The sequence below is a fragment of the Floricoccus penangensis genome, assembly GCF_001832885.1.
GTDB classification, from domain to species: Bacteria; Bacillota; Bacilli; order Lactobacillales; family Streptococcaceae; genus Floricoccus; species Floricoccus penangensis.
Genome location: NZ_MKIQ01000028.1, coordinates 253,607 through 273,982, shown reverse-complemented (window position 1 = coordinate 273,982; position 20,376 = coordinate 253,607). Strand labels below are relative to the sequence as shown.

The window sequence follows — 20,376 nt, the reverse complement described above, 5'->3', positions numbered from 1 at the left end:
CCTTGCAATAATATCTAAATGTTTGTATAATTATAACACTATATTTTTAAGGAGGTGACTATGCAGTATATATCAGAGATACTACCTCAACTATTATCAGGCTTGAATACAACCTTACAGGTTTTTGCAATAACATTGATTTTATCAATACCGTTAGGAATGATAGTTGCATTTTTATTAAGAGTTAAGTTTTTTCCAGTACGTTTATTAACTAATATATACGTTTGGCTCATGCGTGGAACTCCATTATTAGTGCAATTAATCATTATATTTTATGCATTACCAATGGTAGGGATAACACTCAATCGAATGCCAGCTGCCATCTTAGCTTTTGTGCTTAACTATGCAGCATACTTTGCTGAAATTTTCCGTGGAGGCCTTCAGGCAATTCCTAAAGGACAGATTGAGGCAGCGGAAGTGTTACAGCTAAACAAATGGCAGACAGCGCGTTTCGTCGTATTACCCCAAGTCGTAAAAATCGTTTTACCAAGTATTTTTAATGAAATTATTAATTTAGTAAAAGATTCATCATTGGTATACGTTGTTGGTTTGGGAGATTTACTTCGAGCAGGTAAAATTGCAATGAGTCGAGATGTAACCCTGGTTCCGATGATAGTTGTATCATTAATTTATTTGGTTTTAATTGGACTATTGACACTACTATCTAAGAGAATCGAAAAGAAATTTGATTTTTATAAATAATTGAGATTGGAGAAGATGAAATGCTAGAATTAAAAAATATTTCTAAAAAATTTGGCGATAAAGTTATCTTTGAAAATTTCAATTTATTAGTTGAAGACAAAGAACTTTTAGCAATTGTAGGGCCAAGTGGTGGTGGTAAAACAACACTACTTAGAATGCTTGTAGGGCTTGAATCAATTGATAGCGGAGAAGTTATTTATAATGGGGAAAAGATTTCTCATGATGGCTATGTAAGGGGGAATATCTTAGGATTTGTTTTTCAAGATTTTCAACTTTTCCCTAATATGACAATTATTGATAATCTAACTTTAAGTCCGATTCAGACAATGAATATGAGTAAGGTTGATGCTGTAGCTAAGGCGGAAAGTCTTCTATTTGACTTAGGTATATTGGAACAAAAAGATTTATATCCCTATGCCTTATCTGGTGGTCAAAAACAAAGGGTAGCGCTAGCACGTGCCATGATGATTGATCCTAAGATTATTGGCTATGATGAACCAACAAGTGCACTTGATCCTGGACTTCGAGATCAAGTTGCTGAATTAATTCTAGCTAATAAGGTAGCTGGAATGACACAAATAGTTGTAACCCATGATATGCAGTTTGCTGAAACCATTGCTGATACAATACTTGCAGTTAATTCAAAGGAGGATTAGTATGAAAAAGTTTTTAACGATTTTTAGTTTACTCTTAACAACTTTATTTTTAGTTTCTTGTGGTAAAAAAGAAGAAGAAAAAGCTGATGGATGGAAGAAGATTGAAGATAAAAAAGAAGTAGTTATTGGTTTTGATAATACATTTGTACCAATGGGATTCAAAGATGAATCAGGTAATAACGTTGGATTTGACATTGATCTTGCTAATGCTGTATTTAAAAAATACGATATCAATGTTATGATGCAACCAATTGATTGGTCAATGAAGGAAACTGAATTGAAAAATGGAAGTATAGATTTAATCTGGAATGGATACTCAATTACACCTCAAAGGGAAAAACAAGTTCTTTTCACAAAACCTTACATGGCTAATAAGCAGGTATTAGTTACTAAGAAATCATCAAATATTACAAGTGTCAAAGATATGAAGAATAAAGTTCTTGGAGCACAGGATGGATCAAGTGGTTACGATGCCTTTACTGGGGCTCCAGAAGTTCTTCAAGATATCGTAAAAAACAATGATGCAACTTTATATGAAGGTTTTAATGAAGCACTCCTAGACCTAAAAAGTGGACGTATTGACGGTTTATTGATTGATGATGTATATGCCGAATATTATTTGAATAAAAATAACGAAATAAAAGATTATAACATTATTGAAACTGAATACACACCAGAAAACTTTGCCGTTGGAGCACGTAAGGATGATAAAACTTTAGTAGAAAATATTAATAAGGCTGTTAAAGAATTACACGAATCAGGTGATTTTCAAAAGATTTCAGATAAATGGTTTGGCAAGGATGTATACCCGAAATAATTAAAGAGGCTAACATGCCTTCTTTTTTTATAAACAACATATGGGTAAAATGATTATTTTTCTTATATAATATAAATATAGTTAGAATATTTAGTAAAAGGAGAATGATATGAAAGTAATAACACGTAACGGGGAAGAAGTAGCAAGAATAGAACCAATTATGGAAGGAAAAGCTCCAAACTTTAGTTTAGAAGATCAAAAAGGAAATACAATCACCCTATCTGAACTAGATAAACCAATTGTTTTAAGTATCTTCCCAGATATAAATACGCGAGTTTGTGCCCTTCAAACACGTCATTTTAATGAAGAGGCTGCAAAGAACCCAGAAATTGAATTTCTATCAATTTCCAATAATACTTCTGATGAACAAAGGAATTGGTGTGCCGCCGAAGGTGTTGATATGGAAATTTTATCTGATGAAACAAACACTTTTGGTCAAGAGTATGGTCTTCTAATGCAAACTGGAAAATTGGCGAGAAGTGTATATTTAATCAATGATGGGGAAATTGTTTATGTTGAGGTTGTGGACGAGATGACTGATGAACCTAATTATTCCCTTCTGTTCGATGCTATTGATAAAATAATAACCAAATAGTACATTTATCTTTTTTATTATTTTAGAACTAGTGATATAATAAACATGAAAGACTGGAGGAACCATATGAAGATAATTAATGTTACCAACAATCATCGTGGTCTGGTCAGAGAGCAGTTGCGAAATACAGATGCGGAACTTGTAGAAGTTTATTCTGCTGGTAATACGGACGTTATTTATACAAAGGCTCCAAGCCATCATGAAATCGTTGTTTCTAACAAACACCGTGCCATTCGTCCCGATGAAAGAAAACAAATTAAATCATTTTTTGTTGATAAAAGAATTGATCAAAAAACAATTGATCGAGATAATATCAACTTAATTGAAACACCAAATCTTATCGAAATATCAATTCCTATTCCTGGTGAATAATTCAACCTCACTGGTAGGTTGATATCCCCTTTCTTTTTGAAGGGGTTTGAAAAAATAAATAATTAATGAATAGAAAACACTGACTTAGTTTAACTCGGTCAGTGTTTATTTTGTATAAATAATAGGTGAAAAGTTTAATGTTTTGTTTTTTGCGAATTATATTTTCCGTATATCTTCATTCCAATATTAAAAATTGTCATGATAGAAAATATAATACCAATTGGTAAAATCCTATATAATCCCTCAGAGTCAGAATTAACTTTGTAAAAATATAATGCTAAAACGACAAAAGATAATCCTGTAAAAAGTGAGGATGCAAGATAAAGATTATCCATTTGATTTTTCAGCTTGGTATTGCCTTTATTAAAATCTTTTAATAGTTTGCTTAAACTTTGGAAAATTAGAGTAAGCCCTAAAAAAATTAATGATAAAAATAGAATTGTAGCATCTTTTCCAAGGTTAATTAGTCCAATTATGGAAAATCCTACAAATAAAATACCTAGTATTAAAATTGTTAAATTGAATATTTTTTCTATTATATTAAAAAATTTATCTAACTTTTTTGATTGATTCATATTTTATACTTTTTATTTTTTTATGATTATATCATATAAATGAAATAAAAGTTATGTTAATAAATAAATTTTTTATAATTTCATTTATGCTACAATTAATATTAGAATACACTACAGTTGAAAAATTTTGAGGTAATAAATGAATACTACAATTAAGGATGACTATTTTGTCTATGAAGAAGAAATAAAAAAATCACGTTTTATCTGTCATTTAAAAAGAGTTGGAACTGAAGATGAGGCACGTGAATTTATCAATAAAATAAAAAAAGAACATTACAAAGCAAATCACAACTGTTCTGCTTTTACTCTTGGAGAAAATCAAGAGATTCAGCGTTCTAGTGATGACGGCGAACCATCAGGGACAGCAGGTATTCCGATGCTTGAAGTTCTAAAAAAGCGAGAAATTATTAATGTGGTTGCGGTTGTTACCCGTTATTTTGGAGGAATTAAATTAGGTGCTGGAGGGTTGATTCGTGCATATGCAGGGAGTGTTGCACATGCTCTAGATGTGGCACCTTTAGTAAAGATTGTTGAACAGCAAGAAGTTAAGGTTGATATTGATTATTCTCTTTTTGATAACCTTAATCGTTTTCTTGATACACAAAATTTGAAATTAATTGATACTCAGTTTACAACTGAAATTACTGGATCAATTTTTGTTGATCTAGATGAAGTTGATGATATTTTATCCAAAATTACCGAAAGCTTTAACGGAAAGGTTTCAACAAGCTTAGGAGAGAAAAGATTTGTCGAAGTAGATATTTGATGTTATAATAGTGCTACTGCTTAATAAGGGGTCGTTACGGATTCGACAGGTATTATTGAGCATGAAGTGCAACTAGGATTTGCAAACCTTAATCTGCTAAACAAAATATAACTGCTAAAAACAGTAATAATTACGCAGTAGCTGCCTAAACCCCAGCTCTCGTGAACTAGATTTTGCTCGCCCATGGTGATTTCCAGTTCTCAAATTAGTGGGATACGTTGTTAAATTGTCTAGCTTTAACAAAAGAGATTTATAGACTAGCCGTTGACTCAGTTGAGCTGTGTCTGTGTTAAATGGTTAAATTAATGCACAGCCTATGGTTGTAGACCTTTGTGTAGCAAGATATTTGGACGTGGGTTCGACTCCCACCGGCTCCATATATACGTTTTAGTAAACATCAGAACCTTTCATATAAGGATTTTGGTGTTTTTTATTTGCCTTAAATTTACCATTGCCTACATCAAAATCTACGTTAATTTTTTGATATCTTCCCATATGTTTTACGTATAAAATAGCATGGAAGAACTTTTATACGGACGTATCCTTAGTGAAAAAGAATTGCAGTCAATCCCTGAAAACGTACAAAGATTAGAATCTATGTCTGAAAATGGTCAATATATTATATGTCACCGCTGTAACAGTAAGAATCTGAAAGAAGAAGTAAAGTTACAGATAGATGCTTATTATTGCTCAGAATGTATAAACTTAGGCAGGGTAAGATCAGATGAGTATTTATATCATTTACCGCAAAAATCTTTTCCTAAAAGGGAAGAAAGTGTTTTGAAGTGGTCAGGAAAGTTAACTGAATTACAAGGGAATATTTCAAAATCTTTGATAGAAGCAAATAAAGATAAAGATTCAATTTGGGTGCATGCAGTAACAGGAGCAGGAAAAACCGAGATGATTTATCAGGTAGTTGCTGAAACGGTTAATAATGGAGGAGCAGTAGGTATTGCATCTCCACGAGTTGATGTATGCATTGAACTTCATAAACGAATGGTTAATGATTTTGATATAGATATAGCCTTGTTATATGCAGAAGGAGATTCATATTATCGGACACAATTAATGATTTTGACTACCCATCAGCTTTTACGTTTTAAGGAAGCATTTGATTTATTAATAATAGATGAAGTTGATGCCTTTCCATTTGCGGATAATGCAATGCTTTATTATGCTGCTGAAAATTCGCGAAAAGATGAATCATGCCTTATATATTTGACAGCAACGGCTACAAAAAATCTCAATAATCAAGTTTATAAAGGAAGTTTGAAAAAAGTAAATTTACCAAGAAGATTTCATGGAAGTCCATTAGTTGTTCCCCAAAATATTTGGTGTAATATTCCATGGGAAGTAGAAAAGATACCTCAAAAACTATTTTCTTATATTCAAGAACAAAGGAAAACAGGCTTTCCTTTATTGATTTTTGCTCCTGTAATTTCATTTGGTCATAAATTTGAAAAAACTTTACAAAAATTCTTTCCAAATGAAAAAATCGCTTGTGTTTCAAGCATTAGTGAAAATCGTAAGGACCTCGTTAATGATTTTAGGGAAGAAAAAATTGATATTTTGATAACAACAACTATTTTAGAGCGGGGTGTCACATTTCCAAGAGTGGATGTATTTGTCCTTCATGCAAATCATAAGCTCTTTAGTTCAAGTTCCTTAGTTCAGATATCTGGTCGAGTAGGTAGAAGTCCAGATAGAACAGATGGTCTAGTTTATTTTTTTCATAATGGTAAAAGTAAAGGTATGGTTGATGCTATATCTGAAATTAAAGATATGAATAGATTGGGAGGATTTTAATGACTTGTATTTTATGTTCAAAATTTATTAATTATCAATTAAAATTTACTGATATTATTTTTCTTAGAAAAAATGAAAATAAAATATGTCAAAAGTGCCTTGATTCATTCACGAAAATTTCAGAGAACCATTGCAAAAGATGTTGTAAATCATGTATGAAAGAAACGTGTAATGATTGTCAAAATTGGTTAAAAAGAGGCGAAGAAGTCAATCATCAAGCAATATATAAATATGATGAAGCTATGAGAGAATATTTTAAAATGTATAAGTTTAGTGGACATTATCAATTGAGACAGATCTTTGCTCAAGAAATAAAAAAAGTTATTAAAACATATAAAAATTATACTGTAATTCCTATACCAGTTAGTTCAGAACGATTAGAGGAAAGAGGTTTCTGTCAGGTTACTGCAATACTTGAATGGTGTGATATTCCCTATACTCAAGTTTTTGTTAAAAATGATTCAGAAAATCAGTCAACAAAGAATAAACAAGATAGGCTTGAAACTAAAGGCACATTCTCTATCATCAAAGGAAATAATTTCCCAATGAAGGTACTATTATTTGATGATATTTATACAACAGGATCTACTATTAATCAAGCGAGACACATGCTGAGACAAGAAGGCGTTAAAGAGATTAAATCATTATCAATTGCAAGATAGAAAATAGAATGTTAACAATCTAAGAACTATGTGAAATTCCCAGTTCAAATATTTGTATATATATAACTTTTAATGCTATAATATCCTTACATCTTGAGAAAATCATTATTATTTCAGATATATTTACATATAGCCCTTTGGGCTTTTTTTTGTTGTATGCTTTGACTGAATGGTAAATTTTTACTAGAATAAAGTATACTATTATTTATTTAGGGAGATATAAAAATGAAAAAAAAAGAAAATTCATTCTTTACCGTTAAACGTGTTATTGCAATTATTGTTATTGTTTTAGTCGCTATTTTTGCTTTTCAAAATTTGAATACTGCTGAACTATCGCTATTATTCTTTTCAATTAAAGTTCCACTTATCTTATTAATTTTGATTATGCTTGCATTGGGAGTATTTGTTGGTTGGACTTTTGAAAGAAGCGATTTTGATAAATTAGTTGTAAATCTTGAAGGTGAAACACGCAAAGAATTAAGTGATTTACAAGCCCAATTGAGAGCAAATAAAGAAGCGAAAGATTTAAAAGATAAGACTAAAGCCGCTGAAGACAAGGCAGAAGAAATTAAAGAAACTGCTAAGGATAAAACAGATGATGCTGTTGATGCTACTAAAGAAGCTGCGGATAAAGCAACAGATAAGGTAGATGACATTTCAGATGGTGTTAAAGATAAAGCAAGTGATGTCAAAGATGCAGCGAAAGAAACAGTTGAAGATGTGCAAGATAAGGCATCCGATGTTGTAAGCGAAGATTAAAGGTATATTATCTAGAATAGAAGTAAGTAACCCTTATTTCTATTTTTTATTACAAAAACCCACCTACGTCAAAGTAAGTGGGTTTTTGCAATATTATAAAGGCTTTTTATTTGGTGTTCCAGCTTTTCTTGGATATTTATTTGGAGTATCTTTTGTTTTTTCAATAATAACTATATGACGTTCATCTCCATTAGGAAGTTGATAGTCAATCTCTTTAGATAATTTAGCTCCTAAAATTGATAAAGATTTTGTTGCTTCGGTAACCTCTTCCGACATTTGACTAGCCTTCAAAGAAAGAAGAAGTCCATTTTTTTTAAGGAAAGGAATGGTAATTTCATTTAGAACATTTAACCTTGCCACAGCCCTTGCAGTTACAAAGTCAAATTTTCCGCGATAATTTTTATCTTGACCAAAATCTTCTGCGCGTCCATGTAATAGTTCAACACCTGATATTTTTAGTTCTGAAGTTAGCTCTTTTAAAAAGTTAATTCTTTTGTTAAGTGAGTCAATAATAGTGACCTGTATATTGGGAAAGATTATTTTCATTGGGATACTTGGAAACCCAGCACCAGCTCCAATATCAAGTAATTTGATATCTTCGTTAGGAATCAATTCATAGAGTATAGGAGCAATAGAGTCGTAAAAATGTTTAAGGTAGACTTCTTGCTTTTCCGTAATTGCAGTTAAGTTAATTTTTTCATTCCATTCAACCAAAGTTGTAAAGTAGTTTTCGAATTGTTCTTTTTGACTTTCAGTCAATTCAATATTAAATTTATTTAATTCATTATAAAATTCTTCTGTGTTCATATGACCATACCTAATTTTTTATTATAAATAATCATAGCATGTTTTAGAGAAATTAGAAATAGATGATGAATAATAAAAAAAGAGACTTGATTCAAGTCTCTAAAATCTTATTTTTCAGATTTAATTTCTTTTTTAGGTGCAGGACCTTCAAGTTCTTTACCTAATTCAATGATGTATTTTCTTAAATCATCTTTAATTTGTGGGTGTTTAAGTCCGTATTCAATAGTAGTTTCTACGAATCCAAATTTATCTCCTACATCATAACGTTTACCTTTAAATTCACGCGCGAATACTCGTTGAGTTTTATTTAGTCGTTCAATCGCATCTGTAAGTTGGATTTCATTTCCAGCTCCAGGTTCTTGAGTTTCTAAAATGTGGAAAATTTCCGGTGTTAATAGGTAACGACCAATGATAGCAAGATCACTTGGAGCCTCTTCAACAGCTGGTTTTTCTACAAAGTTTGCTACATTATACAAACCATCCTCAACTTGACCTTCTGGAGCAATAACTCCGTACTTATCTACTTCTTGATGAGGAACTTTCATAACAGCAATTGTAGAAGCATGAACTTCATCATAATCATTAATTAACTGTTTAGTTAGTGGAACTTTATCTTCCATAAGATCGTCACCAAGCATAACTACAAAAGGTTCATCACCAACAAAAGCTTTTGCTTGTAGTACTGCATGTCCAAGACCTTTAGGATGGCTTTGACGAATGAAGTGCAAGTTAATATCAGTTGTTTCTTCTACTAACTTAAGAAGTTCATCCTTACCTTTTTCCTTTAGATTCATTTCAAGTTCAATATTTGAATCGAAATGGTCTTCGATTGGTCGTTTTGCTTTTCCAGTTACAATTAGAATATCTTCAATTCCACTAGCCAAAGCTTCCTCAACTATAAATTGAATAGTTGGTTTATCAACAATTGGAAGCATTTCTTTGGCAATAGCCTTAGTAGCAGGTAAGAAACGAGTACCCAAGCCAGCGGCAGGAATAATTGCTTTTCTTACTTTTTTAGAATTGTCAGTGTCTACTTTCTTGTTCATAAAATTCTCTTTCTATTTGTATAATTTATATTTTAGACATTATATTCGTTTTCAGATTTGAATTCACGAGTCATAACGTCTTTAATAGCTTTACGTAAATCAGCCTCATTGTATAAGACATTGTATATTGTTTCAGTAATTGGCATTTCTATATTAAGTGATGAAGCTAATTCATAAGCAGCCTTAGTAGTAGATACTCCTTCAATAACCATACCCATATTTGATTCAATGTCTGTAAGTCGTTCGCCTTGACCAAGCGCATTACCAGCTCGCCAATTTCGGCTATGAGGGCTAGTACCAGTTACGATTAAATCACCGACACCAGATAAACCAATATATGTTAGTGGATCTGCACCAAGTGCTACACCTAATCTAGTTATCTCTGCTAATCCTCTTGTAATAATAGCTGCTTTAGCATTATCACCATATCCTAACCCATGAAGAGCTCCGGCACCGACTGCAATAATATTTTTTAAGGCACCTGCAGTTTCTACACCTACTACATCGTTATTTGTATAAATACGGAAATAATTATTGCTTAGTAATTTTTGTACATATTTCGCATCATTCTCAGAACTAGATGCAGCAGTTATTAAGGTCAAATCACGTACAGCGACCTCCTCAGCATGGCTTGGACCAGAAACGACAATAATATCGCTTCGGAATTCCGGAGAAATTTCTTCTTCAAGAATTTCAGAAATCCTTTTATGAGTTCCTTGCTCTAAACCTTTAGAGGCGTGCATAACATAAACTTTATGATTAATCACTTCGTTTACCTGCTTAGCAACCTCACGAATAGCTTTCGTTGGAACAACAAACATAATTCCATCAACGCCATCAAGGGCTTCAGAAAGATCGGAATATGCCCTTATTTTTTCATCAAACTTTTGATTTCCAAGATAGGCTGAGTTTGTATGTTGAGTGTTTATTTCATTAACCTGTTCAGAATTGAAACTCCATAATCGGGCTTCATGACCGTTGTCATTTATAACTTGAGCAAGACCGGTTCCCCAACTTCCAGCTCCAAGAACAGCAATCTTTTGTTTTTCCAAAAAACGTCCTCCTATTTTTATATATATTTTATCACAATCTTGTATAATTTGTAAGCATATTCATAAAATCAGTCTCTAGGAGTATATTCTAAGGATAAAAATATGTTAAAATACTTTTATAGATAAAGGAGAATAAAAATTATGTGGAAAACAATAATATTTTTAGGAATTGCTTACCTAATAGTAAAATATTTATTCTTGGATAAAAAAGAAAACAATAATAAATTTAAAAATAATATTAAGAAAAATAAGGCTAATAAGATACAACATTACAAGGAAAAAGGATTGGATGACAAAGACATTGATATTTTTCGTGATACAATGAAAGAAGCACGAGATAATATTAAATTCTGGAATTCTCAGTTGCCTAAATATGAAAAATTAGATATTATTGAAGAACAGACAGCAGGGCTTGAATCAAGTAAAAAGATTTTCCAAGCTATTGTCGAAGAACCAGCTGAAATGACTAAAGAAAATGATTTCCTATATAAAGATTTACCAAATATGGTAACTCTAGTTAAAAAATATGGTGAATTAACTGATGTAAGACCTGAGACACAAGAAGTTAAGATGGAGTTAGCAGAGAGACTTTATTATATTACTAAGCTTTCTGAAAAAATTACTAAAAATTATCAAGCGATGTTAATTGATGATGTTGATGAAATAAAACATGCTTTAAAAGAAAAAGAAATTGAGGAGAAGGTGGAGGAGTATGAATAATCCTATTTTAGAAGATTTAATGAATGAAGGATCAAAAACTAAGGTTGAGGAAAAATTAGTAGAAAATACCTCATTAGAAGAAAACGCTAATGAGGTTCAAGAGGTTGATGTGAATTCGACCCTTGCCACTTTGACACCTGAGGAAGTGGAGCAGGCTAAAAGGCTTGTAGAGCAACTAAATGAAAATAATTCGCAGTCAGTTATTGAATATGGAACATCAGCACAAAAGCGTGTTGGTGATTTTTCACAAGGTGTTTTGGAAAGAGTTCAAGCTAAGGATTTAGGAGAACTTGGATCAAGTCTCACTGATCTTATGTATCGTTTAAAAGAGGCTGATACTAATGATTTAGTTACTGGTGATCAAAACTTTTTTACCAAAATGTTTGGTAAAGTAAAAAAATCAATTTTTGAAGTTACACAAAAATACCAAAAAATTGGTGCTGGAATTGACAAAATTGCAGTAAAACTAGACTATGAACAGGCTGGATTACTTGAAGACAATAAAACCTTAGAGGGATTGTATGATGAGAATTTAAATTATTTTAGAGCATTGAATGTTTATATCGCTGGTGCTGAATTGAAGATGGCTGAATTAGAGAACGAGATAATTCCTAAAGCAAGAATTGAGGCACAAAATTCAACGGATAATGCATTAGCAATTCAAAAGGTCAGTGATCTAGAGGCATATAAAAATCGTTTGGATAAACGTACTCATGACTTACGTCTTGTTCGTCAAATTACAATTCAACAAGCACCGCAAATTCGTTTAATTCAAAATACAAATCAAGAACTAGCAGAAAAAATTCAAACATCAATAAATACTGCTATTCCTTTATGGAAAAATCAAGTAGCTATAGCTTTGACCCTACTTAAGCAGAAAGATGCACTTGCAAGTCAGAAAATTGTATCTGAAACTACTAATGATCTTTTATCTAAAAATAGCGAAATGCTGAAAACTTCAACAATTGAAGCTGCTAAGGAAAATGAACGTGGGGTTGTTGATGTGGAAACTCTCAAGAAGACTCAGAACGATTTAATTGAAACAATTCAGGAAACACTTCGAATTCAGGCGGAAGGAAGTCAAAAACGTCGTGCTTCTGAAGTTGAATTACAAAGAATGGAAAAAGAAATTAAAACTAAACTTCTGCAAATTACTGAAAATAGTAAAAAATAATAATCAGGTTGGAGATATAAAACTATCAGAGAAGATTTCTGATAGTTTGTTTTGTTTTCTGATAAAATTAATACATATATGATATAATAATTTTAAATTAACAAATTTAAAATAAGGAATGACAAAAAATTCCTTAGAATATCTTAGGGGCAGAATATGAGTAAGAAAAGTGTTACCAATGACAATTTTTCGAACGAATTTTATCAACTTTTTGCTTATATTAATCCATTCAGTGATTTGGAAGATGATAAGTCACCAATAATTACAAATCATAAAAAATAAGAAAATCAAATAATGTTAAAAGAGAAAGTGCATCTAATAAAATTGGAATTAGTTTTAAAAATGAAACTTACAAAAATTTAGGAAGAAAAAGAGTTCAAAATCTAAAACTATATTTTCAGTATTAAGTGGGATATTTATTTTTTGTTTGGCTATATTATTTATATTTAGCATGATTGGAAATATTGAAATAACTGGTACTGAATCAAAAAAAGTTGACCTAAATAATTTAAAACTACAAGATGGTGTAAAAAAAATCAATAGTGATGAATCAGTAAAACCATTAACTGATGTTTTTAGCCCGGTTTCAGAAAATGAAAAACAAACAACAGATTTTTATGTTAATCAAAAGGGAAAAAACTTTATTTTGTCTAATGGTTATGAACTTGAAACAAAAAACTTAACTGAACTTGGTAAATCCGAAACAATTAAAGTTGAACCTTTTGATGGTAGCTATGGGGGCACGAAATATTTTTTCTCAGCATACTCTGATAATGGGTTAAATGATATATATCTTGGTTATACCTCCTATTTAAATAATAATATTGCTAACAGTTATGGAATACAAAATGGTGGAAACTCAAAACTTTATAATATATTTCCAGCTAAAAAGTTTAATGGGTATGAAGTAGCATGCATTTATATTATGGATATACAAGATAATTATTCGATAAATCATATTAATAAAATTTATCGACTTACCAATGGATCTGGATTTTATATAGATTGCTCATTTATGTTTGATAGTGATGTGGAATCAGAAACTAATGAGGAAGGTAGCTTGTATGAATTTGATATGAAAAATTTTGACCATGTTAAAGAAGTTATTGATAGCCAGTTTAATTTTAAAGAAACAAATTAATAAAAAATAATATTGTTAGATCAAACGTAGCATGTTTTAAAGGGCTAAAAGTTTTTGATGTAATTTAATGACTTGGAGAGCGAATTTTATGACTAATAAAAAGAATAATGAAGCATGTAATGATGATTTTTCAAAAGAATTTGATGAAATTTTTGGTTTTGATAAATTCAAGGAGAGTGGAAAAGATAATCTAAAAACTAGTGAAATCAATGAAAATAGTATAAATAAGCTGAATAATGTCGAAAATAGAATAGACACTGGAAAAAAAGAAAAATTGGATGTAAGTGCTACGAAGAAAATATATAGTGAAGAATCTACTTCTTTTCCACAAAAAAATAATATAAATCAAAAAAATAGAATAGATTCAGATTCAAGTGAAAAAACTGTATATAAGGATCAATCGGGAGGAATATTATTAATAGTTATAATGTCAATAATATTACTAACAGCTACAATTGTAAAAATGAATATCAGTAAACCAGTTCAAAATGAAGATAGTCCTCGAGAACTAGAAGTAGGTGTGCATTATGTAAAAAATAATGAAGAGGTTAGTCCATTAGCGGATATATTTTCTAAACCAATTGAAGAAGCAAGTAAAGTAAATAATTTTTATGTCGTAGAGGATGGAACAAAGTTCAATTTTTCTAATGGTTATCAATTAACTTTAAAAAATTTCAAAAAAATGGAACCAATTGAAGAATCTGTTTTTGTATCGCCTCCAAGTAGTCATGTTGATACTAAAAAATTTTTAAATGCTGAATTTGCAAATAATAACAAAAATATATATGTTTCAGGTTCATTGACAAATAATGTTATAGAGGGGTTTAAAATTCAAGAATTATATTCATTTGATGAAGGAATATACTATAAATCTTCAGATGTTAAAAAAAATGACGATTATGAAACAGTACGAATATATGCAAAAAAAATATCCATGAATGGTGACAGGGAATATACAGTTTATGATATTTATCGGTTCAATAATGGTTATGGTATTATAATTGAAAAGAGACTATCTGGTAATTCAATTGATAATAAAAGTTATAATGTTGGAGACAAAATATCAATTGAAACTGACATCATGGATAAATTGGTGGAAAAAGCTGATGAAAATATTGAAATCAAAAAAGTAGACATTAGTAACCAGAATCAAACTGATTTTTCTAACAACAATGGATAAATGAGAAATTTAAAACTATAATATTTTTGGTATATACCAATTGACTTTGAAATCTAAAGTAGTAGAATATAGGTAACGATAAGAAATATGGAGGATATATAATGACAACATATATTAAAGCAGATAAATTTTTCTACCCGTTTGAAACAAAAGTAGGTGGATACTTAGAAATTAAAGATGGAAAATTTGGGAACCATGTAAGTGATATTCCAGCTGATGCAGAGGTCGTAGACTATTCTGGTCATACTATTGCTCCAGGTCTTGTGGATACTCATATTCACGGATTTGCAGGCGTTGATGTCATGGATAATGATATCGATGGAGTACTTACTAAAATGAGCGAGGGGCTTCTTGCAACTGGTGTTACAAGTTTCCTTCCAACAACTTTAACTGGTAACCATGAGTTGTTAAAAGAGGTTTCTAAAGGATTAGGTGATAATTATAAGGAAGCTAAAGGAGCTAAAATTCAAGGTATTTACTTTGAAGGACCTTATTTTACAGAGGAATACAAAGGAGCTCAAAACCCTATTTACTTCTCTAATCCAAGTGTTGATGAATTTCATGAATGGCAAGAAGCTGCTGGTGGGCTAATTAAGAAGATTGCACTTGCACCAGAACGTGATGGTGTTGAAGAGTTTGTAAATACTGTGACTGATGAAGGTGTTGTTGTGGCATTAGGACACTCAAATGGTACTCTTGAAGAAGCAACTAAGGCAGTTCAAGCTGGAGCTAGTGTTTGGGTACATGCTTATAATGGTATGCGTGGTTTAACTCATCGTGAAGTTGGTATGGTTGGTTCAATGTTTGAGCTTCCTAATACTTATGCAGAACTTATTTGTGATGGTCATCATGTTCATCCTAAGGCTTGCGATATTCTAATTAAACAAAAAGGTCACGACCATGTGGCTATGATTACTGACTGTATGCGAGCAGGTGGACAACCAGATGGTGATTACATGCTTGGTGAATTTCCAGTAATTGTTGAAAATGGAACAGCTAGACTTAAAGATGGTGGAAATCTTGCTGGTAGTATTTTAAGACTTAAAGATGGTATTAAAAATGTGGTTGAATGGGGACTTGCAAGTCCTGAAGAAGCTGTAATGATGGCAAGTCTTATCCCTGCAATTTCATGTAAGATTGACGATAAATGTGGAAAAATTAAAGCAGGACGAGATGCTGACTTTATCGTTCTAGATAATGATTTGGAACTTGTTTCTACATGGGTAGATGGTGTTAAGCGTTTCGAAAAATAAAAATTTTTCAATCACATGCTTACAATAAAATAAGAAGCATATATATTACCAATTATATTGTTTATAATGTGTAATTTATCGTTTCTTAAACTTGTTATCAATACGATATTAACGATCTTAATTAAGGTCGTTTTTTGTCATATTTTATTAGTGATATAAGACAAATAATTTGATAAAATGACAGTGTAAATGATATAATTATTTCAAAGGTCAAATTTGGTCAAGAAGCAAAAAACCAAATTCCTTATTACAAAAACTTTGCTGGGTAGGTTTATATAAATTTAGATTTATTAAAATCTATTTTGAATAGTAAAAAAGGAGATTCATATGCTTTGTCAAAACTGTGGTAAAAATGAAGCGACAATTCACTTATATACAAATGTGAACGGTCAGAAACAACAAACAGATCTCTGCCAAAAATGTTATCAAGAAATGAAGATGGGTGGTCGAGATAACTTGTTTGGTCAAGCAACTGAACCAACTAAAAATATAAATAATGATGATAATAATCGTCAATATAATCCATTTGAGGATTTATTCGGTACTTTAAATCGTGATTTTGCAAGTGGATTTGGGTCAATTCCTCCGACACAAACAGGAGGAAGAAACCCAGGTGGAAATGGTAATGGGCCCAAGAAACCAAAAAGCGCAAAACCAACTCTATTAGATGAATTTGGTATTAATATTACTGAACTTGCACGTCGAGGAGAAATTGATCCAGTAATCGGTCGTGATGAAGAAATTACCCGTGTAATTGAAATATTAAATCGTAGAACAAAAAATAATCCAGTTTTAATCGGAGAACCTGGTGTTGGTAAAACAGCAGTTGTTGAAGGTTTAGCCCAAAAAATTGTTGAAGATGATGTTCCACAAAAACTACAAAATAAAGAAGTTATTCGACTTGACGTTGTTAGTCTAGTTCAAGGTACAGGAGTACGTGGACAATTTGAAGAACGTATGCAAAAACTTCTGGAAGAAATCAAGGAACGTGATGATGTAGTTCTCTTTATTGATGAAATCCATGAAATTGTTGGAGCTGGCTCAACAGGTGATGGAAGTATGGATGCTGGTAATATTTTGAAACCCGCTCTTGCGCGTGGTGAACTTCAAATGATTGGAGCGACTACGCTTAATGAATATCGTATTATTGAAAAAGATGCGGCACTTGAAAGACGTATGCAACCAGTTCGAGTTGATGAGCCTAGTATCGACGAAACAATAGTTATTCTCAAAGGTATTCAAAGCCGATATGAAGATTATCATCATGTAAAATATACAGATGAAGCCATTAGACAGGCAGCCCTTCTATCAAATCGTTACATTCAAGATAGATTCTTGCCAGATAAGGCCATCGACCTTCTGGATGAAGCCGGTTCTAAGATGAATTTAACTCTTCGTTTCCTTAACCCTGAAGATATTGCACGAAGAATTGAAGATGCAGAAGCTGAAAAAAATGATGCCATGATGATGGAAGATTTCGAAAAAGCAGCTTATTATAGGGATCAAATTTCTAAATTGAGGGTTCTGCAAAAAGAAAGTACTGTAGAAGTTGATACTCCAATAATTTCTGAAAAAGAAATTGAGCAGATTATTGAACAAAAAACAAATATTCCAGTTGGAGATTTGAAAGAAAAGGAACAAGCTCAGCTCGTAAATCTCGCTGATGATTTAAAAGCTCATGTTATCGGTCAAGATAATGCTGTAGATAAGATTTCTAAAGCAATTCGTCGCAATCGAATTGGATTAGGAAGTGATAGTCGTCCGATTGGTAGTTTCATGTTTGTTGGACCTACTGGTGTCGGTAAAACTGAATTAGCTAAACAACTTGCTAAAGAACTTTTTGGCTCAGAGGATAGCATGATTCGCTTTGACATGAGTGAATATATGGAAAAACACAGTGTGGCCAAATTAATCGGAGCTCCCCCAGGATATGTTGGATATGAAGAAGCAGGTCAACTTTCTGAGAAAGTTCGACGTAATCCATATTCATTAATTCTCTTGGATGAAATTGAAAAAGCTCACCCTGATGTTATGCATATGTTCTTGCAGATTCTTGATGATGGTCGCTTGACAGATGCTCAAGGTAGAACAATTAGTTTCAAAGATGCTATAATTATCATGACTTCAAATGCTGGTACTGGTAAGGTTGAAGCAAATGTTGGCTTTGGTGCAGCACGTGAAGGACGTACAAATTCAGTTCTTGGACAATTAGGTGATTTCTTCTCACCTGAATTCATGAACAGATTCGATGGTATTATTGAGTTTAGTGCACTAAGTAAGGATGATTTACTTCATATAGTTGATTTGATGCTTAAAGATGTTAATAATCAATTATCTAAGAATGAAATTCATTTAGATGTTACAGATTCTGCTAAGGAAAAATTAGTTGATTTAGGCTATGATCCAGCAATGGGTGCACGTCCATTACGTCGTACAATCCAAGATAACATTGAAGATGGAGTTGCTGATTTCTACCTTGAAAATCCTGAAAATAAAAATCTTGTTGCTGATACAAATAAGGCAGGGGATATTGTTATTAGGAAAAAAAGAGGAAGAAAAAAAGCTACTACAAAAGTGGAAGCTAAAGCAGAAATAAGTGAATAAATTAAAGGGACTTACTCAAAAGTCTTCTAAAATCGAAAAGCAAAGCATAAGAAATTGATTTCATTATTAATTTCTTATGTTTTTTGATTTTAGATAAAAAATGTAAGTTTCCTTTATCATTTAAGCATATTTTTCTCCAAATTGTATATTTTCTAATTTCATATTCTTAGCTTCTTAAAACTGTGCGTAAAAAAAATAAGAAATCTAGTATAGTTGATGGAAGTAGGTCAAGGATCGCACATCGCTTTGAGTTCCATAGAACTTAAGTTATTAAAAGTCGCTAGTTCTATTCTACTGGTAAATGAGCTAAGAATAGAAATTGAGTCCATTGAAGTGAGCTTACGGTGTAGACTTATTTTAAGACAAGCGATTATAAAATTAAGATTATGTTTTATGTCTCCAAATAAAGGTTCTGCATCAATTTTTCTCTGTGTATATATTGGGGGATGTTTAGCATATATTAATAACTTTCTAACATCTGACATAAAGTACAACTATGACTATCAGCTTATAGGATATGATAATCGAAAGTATCATTCTTGGACTGCATGTTAATCAACTAAAATTTTTATCTTAAAAATGAATTTTCTGGAATTGATTGAATAAACTTACTTATAAATATTTCAATATCATTTTCCTCAAGTTCTCGACTAAATGTATAGGCAAAACTATTTGATTTATATACATAGAGTTCCCTTTTAAGTGTTGTTTAGTAATTTAATTATAAGAATTAGTTTTCATTAAATTACTTAGAATCATATTGAATCTAGGCGATTTAATTTTAACTTGTTAAGTTGAGACTTTTGAATCAGTATATCTTTTTTCTTAGTTATTAAATATTTTAATAAAAAAACAATATTACTTATTGTAATATTTGTAATACTATGGTAATATGTGTTTATAAAAAACAATAGGGGAAAATTATGAACAAGAAAAGAATTACAGTCTTAATAATGAGTATGTTGGCAATCGTATCTCTAGCAGCATGTGGGGGACATAAGAAAGATTCTAGTAAATCTAAAGAAAGCAAAATATCATCAACATCTAAGGAAAAATCATCTAAGGAAAAATCATCTAAGGAAAAATCATCTAAGGAAAAATCGTCTGAAGGTTCATCAAAGGATTCATCAGCAGAAGTATCAAATGTAGCTACTGAATCTCAAAATGTTAGTCAAGTTGAATCTGATCAAGCTGCAGAATCTGGTCAAGAAGGAAAAGCTTCTGGAGGTGCTGAATCAAAAGCTACTCAAAATATTACAGGAGCTAAATCGAATGAAGGAATGACAGAGGAAAAGGCTGAAACAGGAGCGCAAAATTATGCAACTCATATGGCTGGCTATAGAGTTGCTCAGTACGGACAAGTTGTAGAAGGTTCAAGTATTGATACAAATGGTTATAAAAGTAATCTACTTGCTTATGGAACTCCATTCCCAACAGGTATGTGGCCAGAGAAAGCTGGTCCAGCTTATGGATTAGGAGGAACTGCGGGACCAAAACCAGATGATATGAGTCAAGAAGAATATGATCGTAGAATAAAAGAGTGGGAGGAGTCGATGAGACAGGCAATGATGGACGGGATGAGTTCAAAAGGTACACCAGAATATGATCAGGCTCTACTAACAAATTTTAGTGGACAATATCCAGATAATCTTTATGCAAACGCAAAATAGTTTCCAAAAAGAGAACTTT

21 protein-coding genes and 1 other RNA gene are annotated in these 20,376 nt (G+C 31.6%); 18 read left to right on the top strand and 4 right to left on the bottom strand.

Translation table 11 applies throughout. From position 1 onward, the window contains the following. Window positions 1-60 precede the first annotated feature (60 nt). From BG262_RS07950 to BG262_RS07930, 5 genes are all read left to right on the top strand, one after another. Window positions 61-702 (top strand): amino acid ABC transporter permease, encoded by a 642-nt coding sequence (locus BG262_RS07950; RefSeq protein ID WP_070788357.1) that lies wholly within the window; start codon window positions 61-63, stop codon window positions 700-702. A 20-nt stretch (window positions 703-722) separates the two neighbouring features. Then, entirely contained in the window at window positions 723-1,358 is a 636-nt protein-coding gene (locus BG262_RS07945; RefSeq protein WP_070788356.1) for an amino acid ABC transporter ATP-binding protein, read from the top strand. Beyond that, window positions 1,354-2,175, top strand: coding sequence for an amino acid ABC transporter substrate-binding protein (locus BG262_RS07940; protein ID WP_070788444.1), 822 nt, complete (start codon window positions 1,354-1,356; stop codon window positions 2,173-2,175). Before BG262_RS07945 ends, BG262_RS07940 begins: the two co-directional genes overlap by 5 nt. Window positions 2,176-2,284: 109 nt before the next feature. Continuing rightward, window positions 2,285-2,770 (top strand): thiol peroxidase, encoded by a 486-nt coding sequence (locus BG262_RS07935; protein WP_070788355.1) that lies wholly within the window; start codon window positions 2,285-2,287, stop codon window positions 2,768-2,770. Window positions 2,771-2,836: 66 nt separating this feature from the next. Beyond that, window positions 2,837-3,142, top strand: coding sequence for a DUF1827 family protein (locus BG262_RS07930; protein WP_070788354.1), 306 nt, complete (start codon window positions 2,837-2,839; stop codon window positions 3,140-3,142). A 134-nt stretch (window positions 3,143-3,276) separates the two neighbouring features. On the opposite strand, the gene BG262_RS07925 is transcribed toward BG262_RS07930, so the two are convergent. After that, window positions 3,277-3,717 (bottom strand): hypothetical protein, encoded by a 441-nt coding sequence (locus BG262_RS07925; RefSeq protein ID WP_070788353.1) that lies wholly within the window; start codon window positions 3,715-3,717, stop codon window positions 3,277-3,279. A gap of 139 nt (window positions 3,718-3,856) precedes the next feature. Between BG262_RS07925 and BG262_RS07920 the strand changes: the two genes are divergently transcribed. The 5 genes from BG262_RS07920 (at window position 3,857) to BG262_RS10865 (ending at window position 7,710) form a co-directional block, all read left to right on the top strand. Next, a complete protein-coding gene (locus tag BG262_RS07920; protein WP_070788352.1) occupies window positions 3,857-4,483 on the top strand; it encodes a YigZ family protein in 627 nt (208 codons plus the stop codon). 27 nt (window positions 4,484-4,510) lie between these two features. Continuing rightward, window positions 4,511-4,863: a transfer-messenger RNA gene (gene ssrA, locus BG262_RS07915) on the top strand. A 136-nt stretch (window positions 4,864-4,999) separates the two neighbouring features. Further along, window positions 5,000-6,289 (top strand): ATP-dependent helicase ComFA, encoded by a 1,290-nt coding sequence (locus tag BG262_RS07910; protein ID WP_070788351.1) that lies wholly within the window; start codon window positions 5,000-5,002, stop codon window positions 6,287-6,289. Between the two features lie 155 nt (window positions 6,290-6,444). Beyond that, window positions 6,445-6,951, top strand: coding sequence for a ComF family protein (locus tag BG262_RS07905; RefSeq protein WP_143602667.1), 507 nt, complete (start codon window positions 6,445-6,447; stop codon window positions 6,949-6,951). A 225-nt stretch (window positions 6,952-7,176) separates the two neighbouring features. Then, complete coding sequence (locus tag BG262_RS10865; protein WP_070788349.1) at window positions 7,177-7,710, top strand: YtxH domain-containing protein; 534 nt, start codon at window positions 7,177-7,179, stop codon at window positions 7,708-7,710. A gap of 93 nt (window positions 7,711-7,803) precedes the next feature. On the opposite strand, the gene rsmG is transcribed toward BG262_RS10865, so the two are convergent. The 3 genes from rsmG to BG262_RS07885 all read right to left on the bottom strand — a co-directional run bounded on the left by rsmG (window position 7,804) and on the right by BG262_RS07885 (window position 10,615). Next, a complete protein-coding gene (rsmG, locus tag BG262_RS07895) occupies window positions 7,804-8,517 on the bottom strand; it encodes a 16S rRNA (guanine(527)-N(7))-methyltransferase RsmG (protein WP_070788348.1) in 714 nt (237 codons plus the stop codon). Window positions 8,518-8,624: 107 nt separating this feature from the next. Then, window positions 8,625-9,563: a UTP--glucose-1-phosphate uridylyltransferase GalU gene (galU, locus tag BG262_RS07890; RefSeq protein WP_070788347.1), complete on the bottom strand. Its 939-nt coding sequence runs from the start codon at window positions 9,561-9,563 to the stop codon at window positions 8,625-8,627. Between the two features lie 32 nt (window positions 9,564-9,595). Then, window positions 9,596-10,615, bottom strand: a complete 1,020-nt coding sequence (locus BG262_RS07885; RefSeq protein WP_070788346.1) for an NAD(P)H-dependent glycerol-3-phosphate dehydrogenase — start codon at window positions 10,613-10,615, stop codon at window positions 9,596-9,598. Between the two features lie 141 nt (window positions 10,616-10,756). Here BG262_RS07885 and BG262_RS07880 point away from each other — a divergent pair, with 141 nt between their 5' ends. The 8 genes from BG262_RS07880 (at window position 10,757) to BG262_RS07850 (ending at window position 20,357) form a co-directional block, all read left to right on the top strand. Further along, window positions 10,757-11,335, top strand: a complete 579-nt coding sequence (locus tag BG262_RS07880) for a 5-bromo-4-chloroindolyl phosphate hydrolysis family protein (RefSeq protein WP_070788345.1) — start codon at window positions 10,757-10,759, stop codon at window positions 11,333-11,335. Further along, window positions 11,328-12,509 carry a toxic anion resistance protein gene (locus BG262_RS07875; RefSeq protein WP_070788344.1) on the top strand — a complete coding sequence of 394 codons (1,182 nt, stop codon included), beginning with the start codon at window positions 11,328-11,330 and terminating at the stop codon, window positions 12,507-12,509. The genes BG262_RS07880 and BG262_RS07875 overlap by 8 nt, the downstream gene beginning before the upstream one ends. 156 nt (window positions 12,510-12,665) lie before the next feature. Beyond that, on the top strand, window positions 12,666-12,791 hold the full coding sequence (locus tag BG262_RS10975; protein ID WP_267887001.1) for a hypothetical protein: 126 nt from the start codon (window positions 12,666-12,668) through the stop codon (window positions 12,789-12,791). A gap of 169 nt (window positions 12,792-12,960) precedes the next feature. After that, window positions 12,961-13,650, top strand: coding sequence for a hypothetical protein (locus BG262_RS07870; RefSeq protein WP_158006661.1), 690 nt, complete (start codon window positions 12,961-12,963; stop codon window positions 13,648-13,650). A gap of 88 nt (window positions 13,651-13,738) precedes the next feature. Continuing rightward, window positions 13,739-14,830 carry a hypothetical protein gene (locus BG262_RS07865; protein WP_070788342.1) on the top strand — a complete coding sequence of 364 codons (1,092 nt, stop codon included), beginning with the start codon at window positions 13,739-13,741 and terminating at the stop codon, window positions 14,828-14,830. Between the two features lie 101 nt (window positions 14,831-14,931). Further along, window positions 14,932-16,083: an N-acetylglucosamine-6-phosphate deacetylase gene (nagA, locus tag BG262_RS07860; RefSeq protein WP_070788341.1), complete on the top strand. Its 1,152-nt coding sequence runs from the start codon at window positions 14,932-14,934 to the stop codon at window positions 16,081-16,083. A gap of 327 nt (window positions 16,084-16,410) precedes the next feature. Next, window positions 16,411-18,687 (top strand): ATP-dependent Clp protease ATP-binding subunit, encoded by a 2,277-nt coding sequence (locus tag BG262_RS07855; RefSeq protein WP_070788340.1) that lies wholly within the window; start codon window positions 16,411-16,413, stop codon window positions 18,685-18,687. A 923-nt stretch (window positions 18,688-19,610) separates the two neighbouring features. Further along, window positions 19,611-20,357 (top strand): hypothetical protein, encoded by a 747-nt coding sequence (locus BG262_RS07850; protein ID WP_070788339.1) that lies wholly within the window; start codon window positions 19,611-19,613, stop codon window positions 20,355-20,357. The last annotated feature ends 19 nt before the right edge of the window (window positions 20,358-20,376 follow it).